Annotated in this window: 14 protein-coding genes and 1 tRNA gene; 6 read left to right on the top strand and 9 right to left on the bottom strand. The window is 67.7% G+C overall.

The genetic code is table 11. From position 1 onward, the window contains the following. Positions 1-30: 30 nt before the first annotated feature. The 3 genes from ettA to J2T23_RS00180 form a co-directional block, all read right to left on the bottom strand. Positions 31-1,713 (bottom strand): energy-dependent translational throttle protein EttA, encoded by a 1,683-nt coding sequence (gene ettA / locus J2T23_RS00190; protein ID WP_307356195.1) that lies wholly within the window; start codon positions 1,711-1,713, stop codon positions 31-33. 61 nt (positions 1,714-1,774) lie between these two features. Then, positions 1,775-2,320: a DUF6993 domain-containing protein gene (locus tag J2T23_RS00185; protein ID WP_141160205.1), complete on the bottom strand. Its 546-nt coding sequence runs from the start codon at positions 2,318-2,320 to the stop codon at positions 1,775-1,777. A gap of 170 nt (positions 2,321-2,490) precedes the next feature. After that, positions 2,491-3,042, bottom strand: coding sequence for a single-stranded DNA-binding protein (locus J2T23_RS00180; RefSeq protein ID WP_307356192.1), 552 nt, complete (start codon positions 3,040-3,042; stop codon positions 2,491-2,493). A gap of 207 nt (positions 3,043-3,249) precedes the next feature. Here J2T23_RS00180 and J2T23_RS00175 point away from each other — a divergent pair. Next, positions 3,250-3,322, top strand: a tRNA-Arg gene (locus J2T23_RS00175). Between the two features lie 51 nt (positions 3,323-3,373). Here J2T23_RS00175 and J2T23_RS00170 read toward each other — a convergent pair. After that, positions 3,374-4,600, bottom strand: coding sequence for an ROK family protein (locus J2T23_RS00170; RefSeq protein ID WP_307356189.1), 1,227 nt, complete (start codon positions 4,598-4,600; stop codon positions 3,374-3,376). 148 nt (positions 4,601-4,748) lie between these two features. On the opposite strand from J2T23_RS00170, the gene xylA reads away from it, so the two are divergent. Further along, on the top strand, positions 4,749-5,936 hold the full coding sequence (gene xylA, locus J2T23_RS00165; RefSeq protein WP_141160202.1) for a xylose isomerase: 1,188 nt from the start codon (positions 4,749-4,751) through the stop codon (positions 5,934-5,936). A 3-nt stretch (positions 5,937-5,939) separates the two neighbouring features. Then, complete coding sequence (gene xylB / locus J2T23_RS00160; RefSeq protein WP_307356186.1) at positions 5,940-7,358, top strand: xylulokinase; 1,419 nt, start codon at positions 5,940-5,942, stop codon at positions 7,356-7,358. Positions 7,359-7,431: 73 nt separating this feature from the next. Here the strand turns inward: xylB and J2T23_RS00155 are convergent, their stop codons facing one another. Genes J2T23_RS00155 through J2T23_RS00145 form a run of 3 tightly spaced genes read right to left on the bottom strand, consistent with a single transcriptional unit; the run spans position 7,432 to position 10,651 of the window. Continuing rightward, complete coding sequence (locus J2T23_RS00155) at positions 7,432-8,271, bottom strand: sugar phosphate isomerase/epimerase family protein (protein ID WP_307356184.1); 840 nt, start codon at positions 8,269-8,271, stop codon at positions 7,432-7,434. Further along, positions 8,268-9,482, bottom strand: coding sequence for a dihydrodipicolinate synthase family protein (locus J2T23_RS00150; RefSeq protein WP_370871437.1), 1,215 nt, complete (start codon positions 9,480-9,482; stop codon positions 8,268-8,270). Before J2T23_RS00150 ends, J2T23_RS00155 begins: the two co-directional genes overlap by 4 nt. Beyond that, positions 9,482-10,651 (bottom strand): Gfo/Idh/MocA family protein, encoded by a 1,170-nt coding sequence (locus tag J2T23_RS00145; protein ID WP_307356181.1) that lies wholly within the window; start codon positions 10,649-10,651, stop codon positions 9,482-9,484. The genes J2T23_RS00150 and J2T23_RS00145 overlap by 1 nt, the downstream gene beginning before the upstream one ends. Positions 10,652-10,818: 167 nt before the next feature. Here J2T23_RS00145 and J2T23_RS00140 point away from each other — a divergent pair, with 167 nt between their 5' ends. After that, positions 10,819-11,901 (top strand): LacI family DNA-binding transcriptional regulator, encoded by a 1,083-nt coding sequence (locus J2T23_RS00140; protein WP_141160197.1) that lies wholly within the window; start codon positions 10,819-10,821, stop codon positions 11,899-11,901. After that, positions 11,901-12,668 (top strand): alpha/beta hydrolase, encoded by a 768-nt coding sequence (locus tag J2T23_RS00135; RefSeq protein WP_307356178.1) that lies wholly within the window; start codon positions 11,901-11,903, stop codon positions 12,666-12,668. The genes J2T23_RS00140 and J2T23_RS00135 overlap by 1 nt, the downstream gene beginning before the upstream one ends. Here the strand turns inward: J2T23_RS00135 and J2T23_RS00130 are convergent. Continuing rightward, positions 12,665-13,567, bottom strand: coding sequence for an aldose 1-epimerase family protein (locus J2T23_RS00130; RefSeq protein ID WP_307356176.1), 903 nt, complete (start codon positions 13,565-13,567; stop codon positions 12,665-12,667). The genes J2T23_RS00135 and J2T23_RS00130 overlap by 4 nt on opposite strands. A 79-nt stretch (positions 13,568-13,646) precedes the next feature. On the opposite strand from J2T23_RS00130, the gene J2T23_RS00125 reads away from it, so the two are divergent. Beyond that, positions 13,647-14,354 (top strand): DNA alkylation repair protein, encoded by a 708-nt coding sequence (locus tag J2T23_RS00125; protein ID WP_307356174.1) that lies wholly within the window; start codon positions 13,647-13,649, stop codon positions 14,352-14,354. A 6-nt stretch (positions 14,355-14,360) separates the two neighbouring features. Here the strand turns inward: J2T23_RS00125 and mptB are convergent, their stop codons facing one another. Then, positions 14,361-15,917, bottom strand: coding sequence for a polyprenol phosphomannose-dependent alpha 1,6 mannosyltransferase MptB (gene mptB / locus J2T23_RS00120; protein ID WP_307356171.1), 1,557 nt, complete (start codon positions 15,915-15,917; stop codon positions 14,361-14,363). Positions 15,918-16,067 lie beyond the last annotated feature (150 nt).

The raw sequence follows: 16,067 nt of genomic DNA, 5'->3' as shown, positions 1-16,067 counted from the left end.
CTTCTGCGTGCCGCGCGGGGTTCCGCGCTGTTAGTCGCGGGTCAGGCGGCGGTGGGTGACGCGGTGCGGCTTGGCAGCGTCGGGGCCCAAGCGCTCCACCTTGTTCTCCTCGTAGGACTCGAAGTTTCCTTCGAACCAGTACCACTTGGAGGGGTTCTCCTCGTCACCTTCGTAGGCCAGGATGTGGGTGGCCACCCGGTCCAGGAACCAGCGGTCGTGCGAGACCACCACGGCGCAGCCGGGGAACTCGAGCAGCGCGTTTTCCAGGCTGCTGAGGGTTTCGACGTCGAGGTCGTTGGTGGGTTCGTCGAGGAGCAGCAGGTTTCCGCCCTGCTTGAGGGTCAGGGCCAGGTTCAGGCGGTTGCGCTCACCGCCGGAGAGCACGCCCGCCTTTTTCTGCTGGTCCGGGCCCTTGAACCCGAAGGCTGCCACGTAGGCGCGGGACGGCATCTCCACGTTGCCCACCTGGATGAAGTCGAGTCCGTCGGAAACGACCTCCCACAGGGTCTTGTTGGGGTCGATGCCGCCGCGGCTCTGGTCCGCGTAGGAGATCTTGACCGAGTCACCGATCTTCAGCTCGCCGCCGTCGAGCGGTTCCAGGCCCACGATGGTCTTGAAGAGGGTGGACTTGCCCACACCGTTGGGACCAATGACGCCGACGATGCCGTTGCGCGGCAGGCTGAAGGACAATCCCTCGATCAGGACACGGTCCTCGAAGCCCTTCTGGAGGTTCTTCGCCTCCAGGACCAGTCCGCCGAGGCGCGGTCCCGGCGGGATCTGGATTTCCTCGAAGTCAAGCTTGCGGGTGCGGTCCGCTTCCGCGGCCATTTCCTCGTACCGGGCCAAGCGGGCCTTCGACTTGGTCTGCCGGCCCTTGGCGTTGGAGCGGACCCACTCAAGTTCCTCCGCGAGGCGCTTGGCCTGCTTGGCATCTTTCTTGCCCTGGATCTCGAGGCGGGCGCGCTTCTTCTCCAGGTAGGTGGAGTAGTTGCCTTCGTACGGGTACAGGTGGCCGCGGTCAACTTCGGCAATCCATTCCGCCACGTGGTCCAGGAAGTACCGGTCGTGGGTGACGGCGAGGACGGCGCCGGGGTAGCTCGACAGGTGCTGCTCGAGCCACAGGACACTCTCGGCATCCAGGTGGTTGGTGGGCTCGTCGAGGAGCAGCAGGTCCGGCTTCTGCAGGAGGAGCTTGCAGAGGGCCACACGGCGGCGCTCACCACCGGAAAGGTTGGTGACATCGGCGTCGGCCGGGGGGCAGCGGAGGGCATCCATGGCCTGCTCCAGCTGGGAGTCGAGGTCCCAGGCATCGGCGGCGTCGATGGCTTCCTGCAGCTTGCCCATTTCCTCGAGGAGGGTGTCATAGTCAGCATCGGGGCTGGCCATTTCCTCGGAGATCTCGTTAAATCGCTGGATCTTCCCGTAGATCTCGCCCACGCCCTCCTGGACGTTGCCCAGGACGGTCTTTTCCTCGTTGAGGGGCGGTTCCTGGAGCAGGATTCCCACGCTGTAGCCGGGGCTCAGCCTGGCTTCACCGTTGGAGGGCGTGTCCAGCCCGGCCATGATCTTGAGGATGGTGGACTTACCGGCACCGTTTGGGCCCACAACACCAATCTTGGCGCCCGGGAAGAAGGACATGCTTACGTCATCAAGAATGAGTTTTTCGCCAACGGCCTTACGGGCCTTGGTCATTGTGTAGATAAATTCCGCCATGGTCTCAAATCTAGTGGGTTGGCGGGCAGATCTCACATTTGCGGCCGGAATGCCGGCGGGATCAGGAGCCCACGAAGCACTTGCCGCTGGCCAGGACCGGAAGCACTGTGACGGTCACGGCACCTTCGCGCACCTGGCCGATGACACAGTCTTTCCCCTGCAGCACCGCAGCCTCAATGGCATCCGCCTCCAATCCGGTGGGCGTGCGGCTCTGCGAGACCTGAAGCGCCGCCGGCGCGATGCCCGCTCCCGTCAACGCGTCGCTGACCTGCGCCGTAGCCGGTTTTGGCGTCCCTGTTGCAAGTTTCGCCAACGTATCGGTGACAGTCCGCTTGACGTTGTCGGTGGCCGCGGTGCCTGCAGCGGACGTCGCACCGCCGGACGTGTTGGCCATCGCTTCCCCTGCGGGCGTACTGCCCTCCCGGGCTGCACCCGACGGCTGTGCGGGCGCTGCCGCCGTCGGCGTCAAGGATCCTTCACTGCCGCCAACTAAAGGGCTGTTTGCGGCAGGACCTGCGGCACACCCTGCCAAGAGTGCGGCCAGGGCGGCGCACGTCAGCGCTGCACCGGCCCGGTATATCTGCCGGCGGTAAGGGGTGGGACGCATGGTGCCATTGTTCCACGACCGGGGTGGCGCGGCCGCCGCGACCGGCCGTGGCCATCCACGGCACAGGACGGGGCAGTATGTCCTGGCGGGCGGACGGACGGCAGCCGGGGGGTGCTGCCAATCCGTCCGCCCGGGACTGAACGGGGAACGTCGATAGCTGATGCGTGTTCCTAGACTTCGGCGAGTTCCCCGGTTTCCAGGTCAAGGGACGCGAGGCCGCCGTCGTTGTCCTCGATGACCACCGCCGCGACGCCGTGCTCTTCGGGATGCCCGTCCTCGCGGTCCTCCGGTTCGTCAAGGCCAGGGTCCACCACAGGGCCATCCTCCGGGGACTGGGGCTGCTCCACGAGGGACAGCGCAGGCCTGGACGCGGTCCGGATGAAGTTCGCCGACCCGAAGGCAAGGTCGTGCCCCACGGCCTCGGCATCGATGATGGTGGAGTGGTAGACCCGGCCTTCCTTCTCCCAGGTGCGGATCTTCAGCTTGCCCACGACGATGACCGGCTGGCCCTTCCGGATACTGCAGCCCAGGGTCCCGGCCAGGTTGCGGTAGCCCTGCACGGTGAACCAGTTGGTGTGCCCGTCGCCCCAGGTTTTGGATTCCCGGTCAAACCGGCGCGTGGTGGAACCGAGCCGGAAGGAGGCTGTTGCCACTCCCCCTGGCGTGGTGGAACTCGTGATCTCGGTGGCAACAAAGCCCCGGATGGAAATCGTTTCGCTCATGTCTACGTCCTGTCTGGATGGTGGCGCCTGTAGCAGGCATGACCAGCATCACCCCGGACGCCGGCGGCGGGGAGGCACGGGTTCCCGTATGTGGACAACAGGCCCCAGCCCGCCACGTGGGGAGGAACAGTGGAGGCCGGATGACGCCGCCGGCAGCCGGGGCAATGTAAACTTTTTGAGGCGCCGGCCTGCAGGCCGGAAGCTGATGCCTCAGTAGCTCAGGGGATAGAGCAGCGGCCTTCTAATCCGCCGGTCGGGGGTTCGATTCCCTCCTGGGGCACCCTGGTGGCCGATGCCCCGGTCTTTGGACCGGGGCATCGTGCATCTGCTGCTAAGCGCTCAGCCGGTGCGGGGCTTCCACCAGGGACCGGATCACGCTGCCGGCGGCCCCCAGCAGGGCGCCATACTCCCCCACTGCGGACATCGTGATGGCCTCCGGCGCATACTTGCCCGGCGCGTAGGTCTTTACACTCTCCAGCAAGGGTTCCCGCAACCAGGGGTCCAGGACCGCGAAGTGGCCACCGAGGACCACCGAATCGATATCGACCACCCGGGCCGTTGAAGCCAGTGCGATCCCCAGGCAGCGGCCCGCATGCTCGACGGCGGCTACCGCCCCGGGCTCCGCGGCTTCCAGCGCCCGCAGGAGTGCGGCCATGGCGGCCGAGCGGGAGCCGCCGTCAGCTGCCAGGCCGGCGGCGGAGAGGATGGCGTCCTGTCCCGCCGCCGTCTCAAGGCAACCGGTGCCTCCGCACGAACAGCGGCCGCCGTCCGGGTCCACCACAATGTGCCCCACTTCGCCGGCGTGGCCGCCGGGGCCAGTAAACAGCTCAGAACCAATGACGATCCCGCCGCCTACGCCCACCTCGCCGGAGACGAAGAGGAAGTTTGATGCACCGTCCGGGCGGTGCCGCAGTTCGGCCAGGGCGGCAGCATCGGCCTCGTTGAACAGCGCAACTCCCAGTGCGGTTTCCGGCAACAGGGCGTCCAGGTCGAGGTCCACATCGATCCAGCCCAGGTTGGGAGCGGCCAACACCCGCGCAGCGGCCGGGTCCACCAGGCCGGGCACTGCCAGCCCTCCGCCCAGGACCTCGACCCCCCGCTCCCCTGCGGCGCTGCGCACCCTTGCGGCGAGGACTGCGAGCGCGGCGAGGACCGGCCGGTCCGGGCTGTTCCGGTTGTCACGTTCCTGCACCTCGCGGAGCAGCACCGTTCCGGCAAGGTCCACCACGGCTGCAGAGATGTAGTCAACGTTGACCTCCATACCCATGACCGCACGGGCAGGGCTCAGTTCCAGCCCAACCCCCGGCCGACCGCGGCCCTGCGGGTTCAGGCCGATTTCACGGATGATCCCGGCCTCCAGGAGATCCAGCACCAGGCTGGACACAGAGGCCTTGGTCAATCCGGTGGCTCCGGCCACCTGGGCGCGGCTGGGGCGGGCGCCGGGCGGGAACTCGGCAATCGCCCCCAGCACCAGCGCCAGGTTGCTGCGGCGCACATCCCCCACGTTTCCGGGGGCAGACCCTCCGGGTCCGGGCATTGCCGGCGCCGGCATCACCATCACACAGCTCCTCGGTCCGGCGCTTCCGCCAAATTTTTCCGGCGGCCTGCCTGCCGGACTATTGACCCCACCCTACGTCCGTCCATATAGTTCAGGCAATGAACTAATGCCTCGCAATTCCGCAGGCACCTGATCGCAAGGACGCATCATGACTCTTTCCCCCACCCCCGCTGACAAGTTCACTTTCGGTCTCTGGACCGTCGGCTGGACCGGTGCCGACCCGTTCGGCGTGGCCACCCGGTCCGCCCTGGATCCGGTGGAGGCCGTACACCGCCTGGCCGAACTGGGCGCCTATGGCCTTACGTTCCACGACAACGACCTGGTCCCGTTCGATGCCTCCGCTTCGGAGCGGGAGCTGATCCTGAAGAACTTCCGTGCAGCCCTGGCTGAGACCGGACTGAAGGTTCCGATGGTCACCACCAACCTGTTCAGCCACCCCGTCTTCAAAGATGGCGGCTTCACCTCCAACGACCGTTCCATCCGCCGCTTCGCCCTGTCCAAGGTCCTGCGGAACATCGACCTTGCTGCTGAACTTGGTGCCGAAACGTTCGTCATGTGGGGCGGCCGCGAAGGCAGCGAGTACGACGGTTCCAAGGACCTCGCTGCCGCCCTGGACCGGATGAAGGAAGGCGTGGACACCGCTGCCGGCTACATCAAGGAGAAGGGCTACAACCTGCGCATTGCGCTTGAGCCCAAGCCGAACGAGCCACGGGGCGATATCTTCCTGCCCACGGTCGGCCACGGCCTGGCCTTCATCGCCCAGCTCGAGCACGGCGACATCGTTGGACTGAACCCCGAAACCGGCCACGAGCAGATGGCTGGGCTGAACTTCACCCACGGGATTGCGCAGGCCCTCTGGGCAGGCAAGCTCTTCCACATCGACCTCAACGGCCAGCGCGGCATCAAGTACGACCAGGACCTCGTCTTCGGCCACGGCGACCTCACGAGCGCCTTCTTCACGGTGGACCTGCTGGAGAACGGCTTCCCGGGTGGCGGCCCCACGTACGACGGCCCGCGCCATTTCGACTACAAGCCCTCCCGCACCGACGGCTACGACGGCGTATGGGAGTCCGCGAAGGCGAACATGGCCATGTACCTGCTCCTTAAGGAACGTGCACTGGCGTTCCGCGCTGACCCGCAGGTACAGGAAGCCCTCAAAACCTCCGGCGTCTTCGAACTTGGCGAGCCCACCCTCAAGGCCGGCGAAACGACCGCCGACCTGCTGGCCGACGCCGCCGCCTTCGAGGACTTCGACGCCGACAAGGCCGCCGAGCGCTCCTTCGCCTTCGTGCGCCTCAACCAGCTCGCCATCGAACACCTCCTGGGCGCCCGCTAGGCCATGGTGCTTGTCGCAGGCATCGACAGCTCCACCCAGTCGTGCAAGGTGGTCATCCGCGATGCCCATACCGGGGAACTGGTCCGGGAGGGCAGGGCGGGGCACCCGGAAGGCACCGAGGTCCACCCCGACCACTGGTGGACGGCGCTGCTCAAGGCCGCCGCGGATGCCGGTGGCCTGGATGACGTGGCCGCCATCTCCGTCGGCGGCCAACAGCACGGGATGGTCTGCCTGGACGCGGACGGGACGGTGGTCCGGCCGGCACTGCTGTGGAACGACACCCGCAGCGCGGGCGCAGCCGCGGAACTCATCGCACAAGCCGGCGGCGGGGACCCTGCCGTTGGCGCGGCTTATTGGGCCCGGGCGACGGGGACCGTCCCCGTCGCCTCGCTGACGGTGACCAAGCTGCGCTGGCTCGCGGAGAACGAACCGGAGAACGCCGCCCAGGTCGCTGCCGTGTGCCTGCCGCATGACTGGCTCACCTGGCGGCTCGCAGGCCACGGTCCAGGCAGTGGCAGGGAAGGACTGGCGGCACTGGCCACCGACCGTTCGGATGCGTCGGGCACCGGGTATTACTCGACGGCGGAGGACCGGTACCTTCCCGATGTCCTTTCCGCCGCGCTCGGCCACCTTCCAGTCCTTCCGCGGGTGCTGGGCCCACTGGAGGCGGCCGGAAGGACGCCGGCAGGTGCCCTGCTGGGGGCAGGCGCCGGGGACAATGCGGCCGCCGCCCTGGGGGCAGGTGCCGGGCTGGGCGACGTGGTGATGTCGCTGGGCACCTCCGGCACCGTGTTCGCGGTTTCCGCTTCGCCGGCGGCAGATGCCTCAGGGCTGGTGGCCGGGTTCGCCGATGCAGACGGGCACTACCTTCCGCTGGTGTGCACGTTGAACGCCACGCGCGTTTTCGATGCCACCGCCGCCCTGCTGGGCGTCGACCTGGCGGAGTTCAACAGGCTGGCACTCTCCGCCGAACCGGGCGCCGGAGGCCTGACCCTGGTCCCGTACTTCGACGGGGAACGGACGCCCAACCTCCCGGACGCCACCGGCTCCCTGCACGGCATTACGCGGGCGAACTACACCGCCGCCAACCTGGCGCGCGCCGCCGTCGAAGGCGTGGTCTGTTCACTGGCGGACGGCCTGGCAGCCCTGCAGGAGCAGGGGGTGTCCGCCCAGCGGATCCTCCTGGTGGGCGGGGGCGCCCAGTCCGCCGCTGTGCAGGATGTAGCTGCACGCCTGCTGGGTAACGGCATCACGGTGCCGCAGCCGGGCGAATACGTGGCTGACGGCGCCGCGCGCCAGGCCGCGGCGGCACTCACCGGACATTTCCCCACCTGGGCGGCAGGCGCCGTCGACCTCCCAGAGAAAAAGGACGACGGCGCTGTGCTGGCAAGGTACCGCCGGTTCGCCTCGTTGTCCGCCTGAGGCCACAGCGCAGAGGAGGCCCGGACCGTCTGCGGTCCGGGCCTCCTCTGCGCTGGCGCGGAATTATTCCGGGTCAGGCGAACGGGAGGACAAGCTCCGCGTAGCGCTCCTTGACCGTGGCCAGGACGGTGTTGCCGTCCGTGTCCCAGATCTCCTGGTTGAAAATCTCCACCTCGATGTCCCCGGTGTAGCCGGCGTCCCGTACCCAGGTGCCGATCGTGGCGAAGTCCACCACGCCGTCGCCCATGTACCCGCGGGACAGCAGCGGGTCCGCGGCGATCGGCATGTTGAAGTCGCACACCTGGTAGGAGGCGATGCGCTTCTCCCGGCCTGCGCGCCCGATCTGCGCCTTCAGGTCCGGGTCCCACCAGACATGGAAGGTGTCCACGGCGACGCCCACGGTTGAGGCATCGAACGGCGCTGCAAGGTCCAGCGCCTGCCCCAGCGTGGAGATCAGGGCACGGTCGGCCGCATACATCGGGTGCAGCGGCTCCAGGACCAGGCGGACGCCATGTTCGGCGGCGAAGGGAACCAGGTCGGCGAGCCTGTCGGCAACGCGCTGCCGGGCGGCCACGACGTCCTTCTCCCCCGGTGCAAGCCCGCCGACCACCAGGAACAGTTCCCGGGTGTCCAGGGCCACGGCTTCAAGGATCGCTGCGCGGTTGTCCGCGAGCGCGGCCGCCTGGCCTTCGGCGTCTGCGGCGGTGAGGAACCCGCCGCGGCACAGTGAGGACACGCGCAGGCCGGCGTCCTTGATCAGGCGCGCCGCCTTGTCCAGGCCGGCTTCCTCCACGCGGTCCCGCCACGGGCCGATCGAGGGAATGCCAGCGTTGACGCACCCCTCCACGACCTGGGCGAGCGTCCACTTTTTGGTAGTGGCGCTGTTGATGGACAGGCGCGCGAAGTCGCTCATACTCCCACCCCGTTGATGCGCAGGTAGTCGGACATCCGGAAGGCCGCCAGCGCGGGGTCTTTCAGCAGTCCGGCCTGGTCCGCAAGCTCAAAGGTTCTGGCCAGGTGGCAGACCGAGCGGCCCGAATGCAGGCCGCCCACCATCTGGAAACCGGGCTGCTTGCCGTTGAGCCAGGACAGGAAGGCGATTCCTGTCTTGTAGTAGAACGTAGGGGCACTGAAGATGTGCTTGCCCAGTTCCCGGGTGGAGTCGAGGATTTCGCGGGCCTTGGCGGCGTTGCCGGCGTCGTAGTTCTGCAGGGCAACCGAAGCGGCGGGGTAGATTGCCGCGAAGATTCCCAGCAGGGCGTCGGAGTGGTGGCTGCCATCGCCGTCGATGAGTTCCGGGTAGTTGAAGTCGTCGCCGGTGTAGAGCCGGACGCCGTCGGGCAGGGCCGCCCGCAGGGCCACCTCGTGGCCGGCATCGAGCAGCGAGACCTTGACACCGTCCACCTTGACGGCGTTGTCCTTGATGAGGCCGAGGAACGTTTCGGTGGCCGTGGCGACGTCGTCCGATCCCCAGTAGCCGGCGAGGGCGGGATCGAACATGGTGCCCAGCCAGTGCAGGATGACCGGCTGGTCCACTTCCCGCAGGAGGGTGGAGTACACCGTCAGGTAGTCTTCGGGGCCCCGTGCCACCTTTGCCAGGGCGCGGGAGGCCATGAGGATGACCTTGGGCCCGGCCTCGGTGACGACGGCGATCTGCTCGCGGTAGGCCTCAAGGACGGCCTTGATTCCGGCCTCACCTGCAGGAAGCGAATCAGTCTCCAGCTGGTCGGTGCCGGCGCCGCAGGAGACGAGGTCGCGAACGGACTTGCCGGCAGTCGCGGGATTGGTGGCGGCGACCACCGAGGCTGCTTCGACACCGGTGCGCTTGATGAGCTGCTGGGTGGCAGCCCAGTCAAGGCCCATGCCGCGCTGGGCGGTGTCCATCGCATCGGCCACGCCCAGGCCATAGGACCAGAGCTCGTGGCGGTACGCCATGGTGGCGTCCCAGTCGAGGCGTGCAGGGGCCCCGGGGGTGTTGTCCGCGAGTACTTCGGGAATGACGTGGGCCGCTGCATATGCCCGCCGGGCTGTCAGTGGCGCGGTGGGGCGGGCCCAGGTGGTGCCACCCTGCAGGCGGTACTCCCTGGTGCCCCCGTCGGAGGAGGGAAGGATGAGGGAAGTCATTAGACGGTGATCTCCGGGATGTCGATGGTGCGGCGTTCGTCGTTGGACTGCAGGCCCAGTTCCGCGAGCTGCACGCCGCGGGCGGCGGAGAGCAGGCCAAAGCGGTGTTCGCGGCCGGCCACGACGTCGCGGAGGAATTCCTCCCACTGCAGCTTGAAGCCGTTGTCCAGCTCGGCATTGGCCGGAACCTCCTGCCACTGGTCGCGGAAGGATTCGGTGACGGGCAGGTCCGGGTTCCAGACGGGCTTGGGCGTATGCGCCCGCTGCTGGGCGACGCACTTGTTCAGGCCGGCCACAGCGGAACCGTGGGTGCCATCCACCTGGAATTCCACCAGTTCGTCGCGGTATACGCGCACCGCCCAGGACGAGTTGATCTGGCCGACGACCTCGTCGCCGCCCGGCGTTTCAAGTTCGAAGATGCCGTAGGAGGCGTCATCGGCGGTGGCCTTGTATTCCCTGCCCTCCTCGTCCCAGCGGGCAGGGATGTGGGTGGCGGTCTTGGCATTGACGCTTTTGACCTTGCCGATGATTCCCTCCAGGACGTAGTTCCAGTGGCAGAACATGTCAGTGGTCATTCCGCCGCCGTCTTCCTTGCGGTAGTTCCAGGACGGGCGCTGGGCGGCCTGGATGTCGCCTTCGAAGACCCAGTAGCCGAACTCGCCGCGGATGGAAAGGATCCGGCCGAAGAATCCCTCGTCCACCAGCCGGCGGAGCTTGACCAGGCCCGGCAGGTAGAGCTTGTCGTGGACAACACCGGCCGTCACCCCTGCCTGCTTGCCGATCCGGGCAAGCTCGATGGCCTCTTCAAGGGTTTCGGCCGTGGGCTTCTCGGTGAAGATGTGCTTCCCGGCCAGCATGGCCTTCTTCAGGGTGGCCGCGCGGAGGCTGGTCATCGAGGCATCGAACACGACGTCGACAGTGGGGTCGTTGATCACGGCGTCCAGGTCGGTGGTCCATTCCGAAACCTTGTGCTGCTCTGCCAATTCCCGGATTTTCGCCTCATTGCGCCCCACGAGGATGGGTTCAACCTGGACGCGGGTGCCGTCCTCGAGGGTGAATCCGCCGGCGTCGCGGATGGGCAGGATGGAGCGCAGCAGGTGCTGGCGGTAGCCCATCCGGCCGGTGATGCCGTTCATGGCGATGCGGATCGTCTTTGTTTCGAAGCCCATGTGTCCTCCACGGTGAGTGAGCAATGTACTCAAGCCAACTGGGAAAGCGCATTCCCACTGCATCCATGATGCATCGCGCCCTTTCTCTTGGCAAGCGCTTTCCGGAAGAAGTTTGAACTGCCATAATGTGCTTAGCCTTCGAGCCCGTACCGAGACCAGGAGATGCTGTGGCTGCAAGTACCCTTACCGAGGTGGCCCGCCTTGCCGGCGTTTCCCCCGCTACGGCCTCCCGCGTGCTTAACGGTTCCGCCCGGAAGCCGGGCGAGGACATCGCCGAACGGGTCAGGCAGGCGGCGGAGTCGCTGGGTTACGTGCCCAACGCCCAGGCCCAGGGGCTGGCGAAGTCCAGCTCCGGCCTCATCGGCCTGATTGTCCACGACATCGCGGACCCCTACTTCGCGGCCGTGGCCCGGGGCGTGCAGGCAGCCGCGCGGGAACAGCACCGGATGGTGCTGCTGGCCACTACCGGGGGCGGGCCCGCGGAAGAAAGGGAAGCAGTGGCAGCCTTTGCCGCCCGCCGGGCGGACTCGATTGTCATCGCAGGTTCCCGCTCGTGCCGGGATGAAGACAAGGAAGGCAACGCAGAGCTGGCAGCCGAACTCGACCGGTACTGCCGCAACGGCGGACAGGTGGCAGTGGTGGGCCACCCGGTGGTCGGCGCAACGGCTCCGGAGGGATACCACGTGGTGAAAGTCCCCAACCAGGAGCTCGCCGGCCGCCTCGCCGCGGAGCTTGCGCGCAGCTGGGACGGGGACTTCGTCATCGTCGGCGGCCCGGAAGGCCTCCTGACTTCCGATGACCGGGTCCGCGGCTTCCAGGAGGGACTGGACAAGGCCGGACGCCGTCCGGCCGAAGTGCTCCGCAGCGCGTTCAATCGGTCCGGCGGATATGACGCAGGCCTGGAACTGGCGGCCCGGATCAAGGCAGCCCAATCCGGCGACGCGCACGCCACCGCAAAACTCTGTATTTTCGCCGTCAACGACGTCATGGCCATCGGCGCCGCAGCGGCCCTGCGGTCCGAAGGGCTCCGCATCCCCCGCGACGCCGCCATCGCCGGTTTCGACGACATTGAAACCCTCCGGGACTTCCGGCCCGCCCTGTCCACGGTCCGCCTGCCGCTGGAGGACATCGGCCGGCTCGCCACGCTTGCCACCGGACCGAGGTCCGCCGGCGACGCTGCGGAAGCCGCCTCCCCCGGTGGCATCACAGGCGAGGTCACGCTGCGGCGCAGCACCGAAGCTGCCGCCTGATGGCGTTGCCGGCACTGACGGCAGTTCCGGCCCGCCCGGGGGGTGCCGGCTACCGCCCCGCCATCCTGGTCCTGCCCGGAGGAGGTTATGCCAGGCAGGCCGATCACGAAGCGGAGCCCGTGGCGGAATGGCTGGCAGCGCTGGGCATCCACGCCTTCGTGCTCCGCTACAGGGTTGCCCCTGACCGGCACCCGGCGCCCCTGGAGGACGCAAAGGAAGCCATGCTCCACATCAGGGGTGGACAACGTGGGTTGGCCGTCGACCCGGGGCGTGTCGGCGTCCTGGGCTTCTCCGCCGGCGGCCACCTGGCAGCCACCCTGAGCACGGCAGCTGCCACCGGGAATCCGGATCTGGACGTGCGCGCAGCCGTCCCCGACCTTTCGGTTCTTTGCTACCCCGTAGCATCACTGACCCACGAAGCCCACCCGGGATCGGTGGCGAACCTCCTTGGCGACGCACCGCCGTCGGCCCTTCTCAGGGCACTCTCGCCGGAGCTGAACGTCACGCCCCTGGCACCGCCGGCATTCCTCTGGCATACCGCCGACGACGATGCCGTCCCGGTGAGCAACAGCCTGAACTACGCCAGGGCGCTCTTTGCCGCCGGCGTTCCGGCGGAGCTGCATGTCTTCCCGGAGGGGCGGCACGGGCTAGGGCTTGCCGCAGACCAACCAGGACCCGGGCAGTGGACCGGGCTGTGCGCGGCCTGGCTGCAGCGAGCCGGGTGGACGGATACCCCCGCCGCAGCCCCTGCGACCGGCCGCAGTTAGTCCACTGCCCGAATGGTCCAGCTTGCCGAATGTGCCTGGCCAGGCTGCAGATGCACCAGGTCCGTCCCTGAACGCAGGGCATCCGGCGGGCAGGTCATGGGTTCAACGGCCAGGCCCAGCCGGTCCGGGCCGACGGGCTTGTCGCCGGTGTGCACCTGCACCCAGGGCCACTCGGTGCCCCACTCGAGTTCCACACCCGTACCGGACGGGTCCAGCACCCGTACCCGGGCAAGGCCCTCTCCGTCCCGGGCGATGTCCGTAAACGCATGGTCGATCTTCACCGGTCCCAGCCGCCGCGCTGACCGGAAGTCGAAGGCGGCCCCCGCCACCGGCCGCATGCCCACGGGCAGCAGCCGGTCAGGGGTTACCTCCAGGTAGGAGCCGGCCGGAAGTTCCAGCGACCAGTCATCCAGCGGGGACGGGCCGGCCACCAGATAGGGGTGGGGGCATACCCCGTACGGCGCGGGCGAGGTGCCGGCGTTGACCGCCCGCACCTCGCCGCGGAGCCCGTCTTCGGAGAGGGAGTAGCTGACGGCCAGTTCCAGGTCTGTGGGGTAATCGGGGCCGGCAGGAATGCGGCATCCCAGGACCGCCCGGCCCGCGGCTGTTTCCAGTACTTCCCAAGGCCTGTGGATGGCCAGGCCGTGCAAAGCCGAGCCACGCTCCGGCTCGTTAACGGCGGCGGTATAGCCAATGCCCGCGTAGGAGTAGCTGCCGTCCGCCAGCCGGTTGGGCCAGGGCGCGCAGATGACGCCCCGGTAGTCGGGCACGGGACCGTCCGGCCCAAATCCCACCACCAGGTCCCTGTCCCCGTGGCGCAGTGCGCGGAGCGCCCCGCCCCGAAGGGTGACGACGGCGGAGTAGGGTCCGTGGGCGAGGTGGACTTCGGTTCCGGGCATGGTTCCCTCTTCGTCGCGGGGTGTTAGCGCTCACCAGCCTACCGCACCGCACGCACTTTCCACCGGTTAAAGTTGCCCAATGGACTCCGCCCCCGACCAGGACCTCATCGCCTCCGTCAGGGCCGCCCTCCGGGCAATGGCCGATCCGGTGCGGGCCGCGGGAGCCCAGGCCTACATGAAGTCCCTGCTTCCATCGCTCGGCGTCCGGGTTCCCGACGTGCGGCGGATCACGGCGGACGCTGCGCGGACGTATCCCCCGGCGTCCGCGGCGCAGCTTCGCGCCACGGTGCTCGACCTGTGGCGCGCCGCTATGTTCCGCGAGGAAAAGTACGCGGCCATCGACCTGACAGCACACCGGCTGGTGACCGCCGACCTGGACATGCTTCCTGTCTACGAGGAGATTATCCGGACAGGGGCGTGGTGGGATTTTGCCGACGGCGTGTCCGGCCGGATCTGCTCCCTGCTGCTGGCGCACCCTGAAGAAATGGCCACCCTCCTTCGGCAGTGGAGCCGGGACCCGGACCTCTGGATCCGGAGGGCTGCCATCACGTCGCAGCTTCGCGCGGGAACAGCCACGGACACGGAGCTGCTCGCCGCCGTCATTGAGCCGAACCTGGCGGATCCGGAGTTCTTTATCCGGAAAGCCATCGGTTGGGCACTGCGCGAGTACGCCAAGAGGGCGCCGGACTGGGTTGAGGCGTTTGCGGCCCGGCACCGGGAGGCCATGAGCCCGCTGTCACGCCGGGAGGCCCTGCGCAGGATCAGCTCCGCGGCCCCGGACGGGTAGCGGCCGCTAGATCACAGGACGTTCGACGACGGGCTCGTGCGACTTCCGGAACAGCCTGCGGGTGCCACGGTCCCAGAAGATCAGGTAAAGCCCAAAGAGCAGGGCGGTCAGGGCCGCCGCAATCCTGGCCAGCAGGAGGGCGAAGCCCAGGTCCTGGGTCTGGAGGTAGGGAAAGACGTCCAGCTGGTCCGAGATAGCGTAGATCATGAAGAACGACACCACGAAGTAGAGGGCCTTGACCTGCCAGTCGTTACGAATACCCGTCACGGCGAACAGCGGAATCAGCCACACCACGTACCAGGCCTGGATGATGGGGGCCAGCAGCACCACGGCAGCCAGGCCGAGCGTGAGGCGGCGCATCAGGCGGTCATGGTCGCCCTTGAGGATCTGCCAGGCAAGGATGGCCACGGCTAGAAGCTTGCCGGCGTCGAACACCCAGCCTGCGGGCACGGACCCGTCAAAACCGAAGGCGCCGGCCAGCGACCCAACCACCATGCCGATCAGGCCCACCGGGGCGTACCAGATGGAGATGCTGCCCGGCGCGGAAAGCCCGTTGATCCAGCCGAAGCCGAACCCGTTGACCATGCTCATTGCTGCCAGCAGCGCCAGGCTCAGGCCCGCCGTCAGCGCCCAAAATGCCACTTTCCGCAGCCATCCCGCATTCCTTCCCGCCCAGAGGAGTCCAACGAACGGCAGGAAGACAATGGTGATGGGCTTCACCGCGATGGACAGGGTCACCAGGACGATGCCGCGGACCTGGCGCCGGGTCGCGGAGTAGTACAGGCCCGCCAGGGCCAGCCCGATCATCAGGGAGTCGTTGTGGACGCTGGCAATGAAGTTGGTCAGGAAAAGCGGATTGGCCACCGTCAGCCAGAGGGCCCGGTGCGGATTCACGCCGTGCAGTTCAGCGAGCCGGGGAACATAGATGACGCAGAGCAGCACGCCCGCCAATGCCACCAGCCGGAAGAGCATGACGCAGGCCTCCGGCTGGACGTTGGTCACCCAGACGACGAACTGCTCGATCCAGAGGAACAGCTGGCCGTAGGGAACCGGGGCTTCGGTCCACTGCTTGTCGGCTCCCAGCTGGAAGTAGTTGGACAGGGCGGAGATGCCGTTTTCGTACGGGTTGAAGCCTTCCACCATCAGCCTCCCCTGGCCAATGTATGCATACACGTCACGGCTGAACAGCGGCACGCTGAACATCATGGGAAGTCCCCACGCCACCACCGCGGCCAGGGTTGCCCGCCGGGCCTGTTCGCCCCACACGCGGACTTTCTGCCCGAGCCGCAGCCAGGCGCGCACCAGGAGCATGCCCCCCACGGCCACCAGGACAATGGACAGCGCCACCCCCGGGGCTTCGGTCCGCATCCAGATGAACACGGGCATACGGCGCAGCTCCGAAACGGGAGCCAGCCAGCCCACGCCAATCGAGCCGATCATCATGGACAAGGAGCCCAGGAAGCCGGCAAGCAGGGGTGAGCGTGGATTGTCCACCTCGGCACTGCCCGCTCCGGCAACGCCGTCCGCCGCCATCTCCCCCGCTGCGGGCACAGGCGCCGTCATCTCAGGATCGTCCAATCTTCATGCGTTTTTCCGCGGTTCACCCGGCGGCCGCGCGGGCCCGCCGGAACAGGATTCAGGGCGGAAGGGCGACCCGCCGCGTACCCGAAATCCTAGCATCGGCAGGGTGCCCGGAGGTGTAACGGTAGGCTG

The organism is Pseudarthrobacter niigatensis, assembly GCF_030812615.1.
Lineage (GTDB): Bacteria > Actinomycetota > Actinomycetes > Actinomycetales > Micrococcaceae > Arthrobacter > Arthrobacter niigatensis.
The sequence above is the reverse complement of the archived record's forward strand: the minus strand, read 5'-3'. Positions and strand labels throughout refer to the sequence as shown.

Coding starts and splice junctions, on each gene's coding strand:
- ettA (WP_307356195.1), bottom strand. CDS start 1,713: ATGGCGGAATTTATCTACACAATGACCAAGGCCCGTAAGGCCGTTGGC.
- J2T23_RS00185 (WP_141160205.1), bottom strand. CDS start 2,320: ATGCGTCCCACCCCTTACCGCCGGCAGATATACCGGGCCGGTGCAGCG.
- J2T23_RS00180 (WP_307356192.1), bottom strand. CDS start 3,042: ATGAGCGAAACGATTTCCATCCGGGGCTTTGTTGCCACCGAGATCACG.
- J2T23_RS00170 (WP_307356189.1), bottom strand. CDS start 4,600: ATGGTGATGCCGGCGCCGGCAATGCCCGGACCCGGAGGGTCTGCCCCC.
- xylA (WP_141160202.1), top strand. CDS start 4,749: ATGACTCTTTCCCCCACCCCCGCTGACAAGTTCACTTTCGGTCTCTGG.
- xylB (WP_307356186.1), top strand. CDS start 5,940: ATGGTGCTTGTCGCAGGCATCGACAGCTCCACCCAGTCGTGCAAGGTG.
- J2T23_RS00155 (WP_307356184.1), bottom strand. CDS start 8,271: ATGAGCGACTTCGCGCGCCTGTCCATCAACAGCGCCACTACCAAAAAG.
- J2T23_RS00150 (WP_370871437.1), bottom strand. CDS start 9,482: ATGACTTCCCTCATCCTTCCCTCCTCCGACGGGGGCACCAGGGAGTAC.
- J2T23_RS00145 (WP_307356181.1), bottom strand. CDS start 10,651: ATGGGCTTCGAAACAAAGACGATCCGCATCGCCATGAACGGCATCACC.
- J2T23_RS00135 (WP_307356178.1), top strand. CDS start 11,901: ATGGCGTTGCCGGCACTGACGGCAGTTCCGGCCCGCCCGGGGGGTGCC.
- J2T23_RS00130 (WP_307356176.1), bottom strand. CDS start 13,567: ATGCCCGGAACCGAAGTCCACCTCGCCCACGGACCCTACTCCGCCGTC.
- J2T23_RS00125 (WP_307356174.1), top strand. CDS start 13,647: ATGGACTCCGCCCCCGACCAGGACCTCATCGCCTCCGTCAGGGCCGCC.
- mptB (WP_307356171.1), bottom strand. CDS start 15,917: ATGACGGCGCCTGTGCCCGCAGCGGGGGAGATGGCGGCGGACGGCGTT.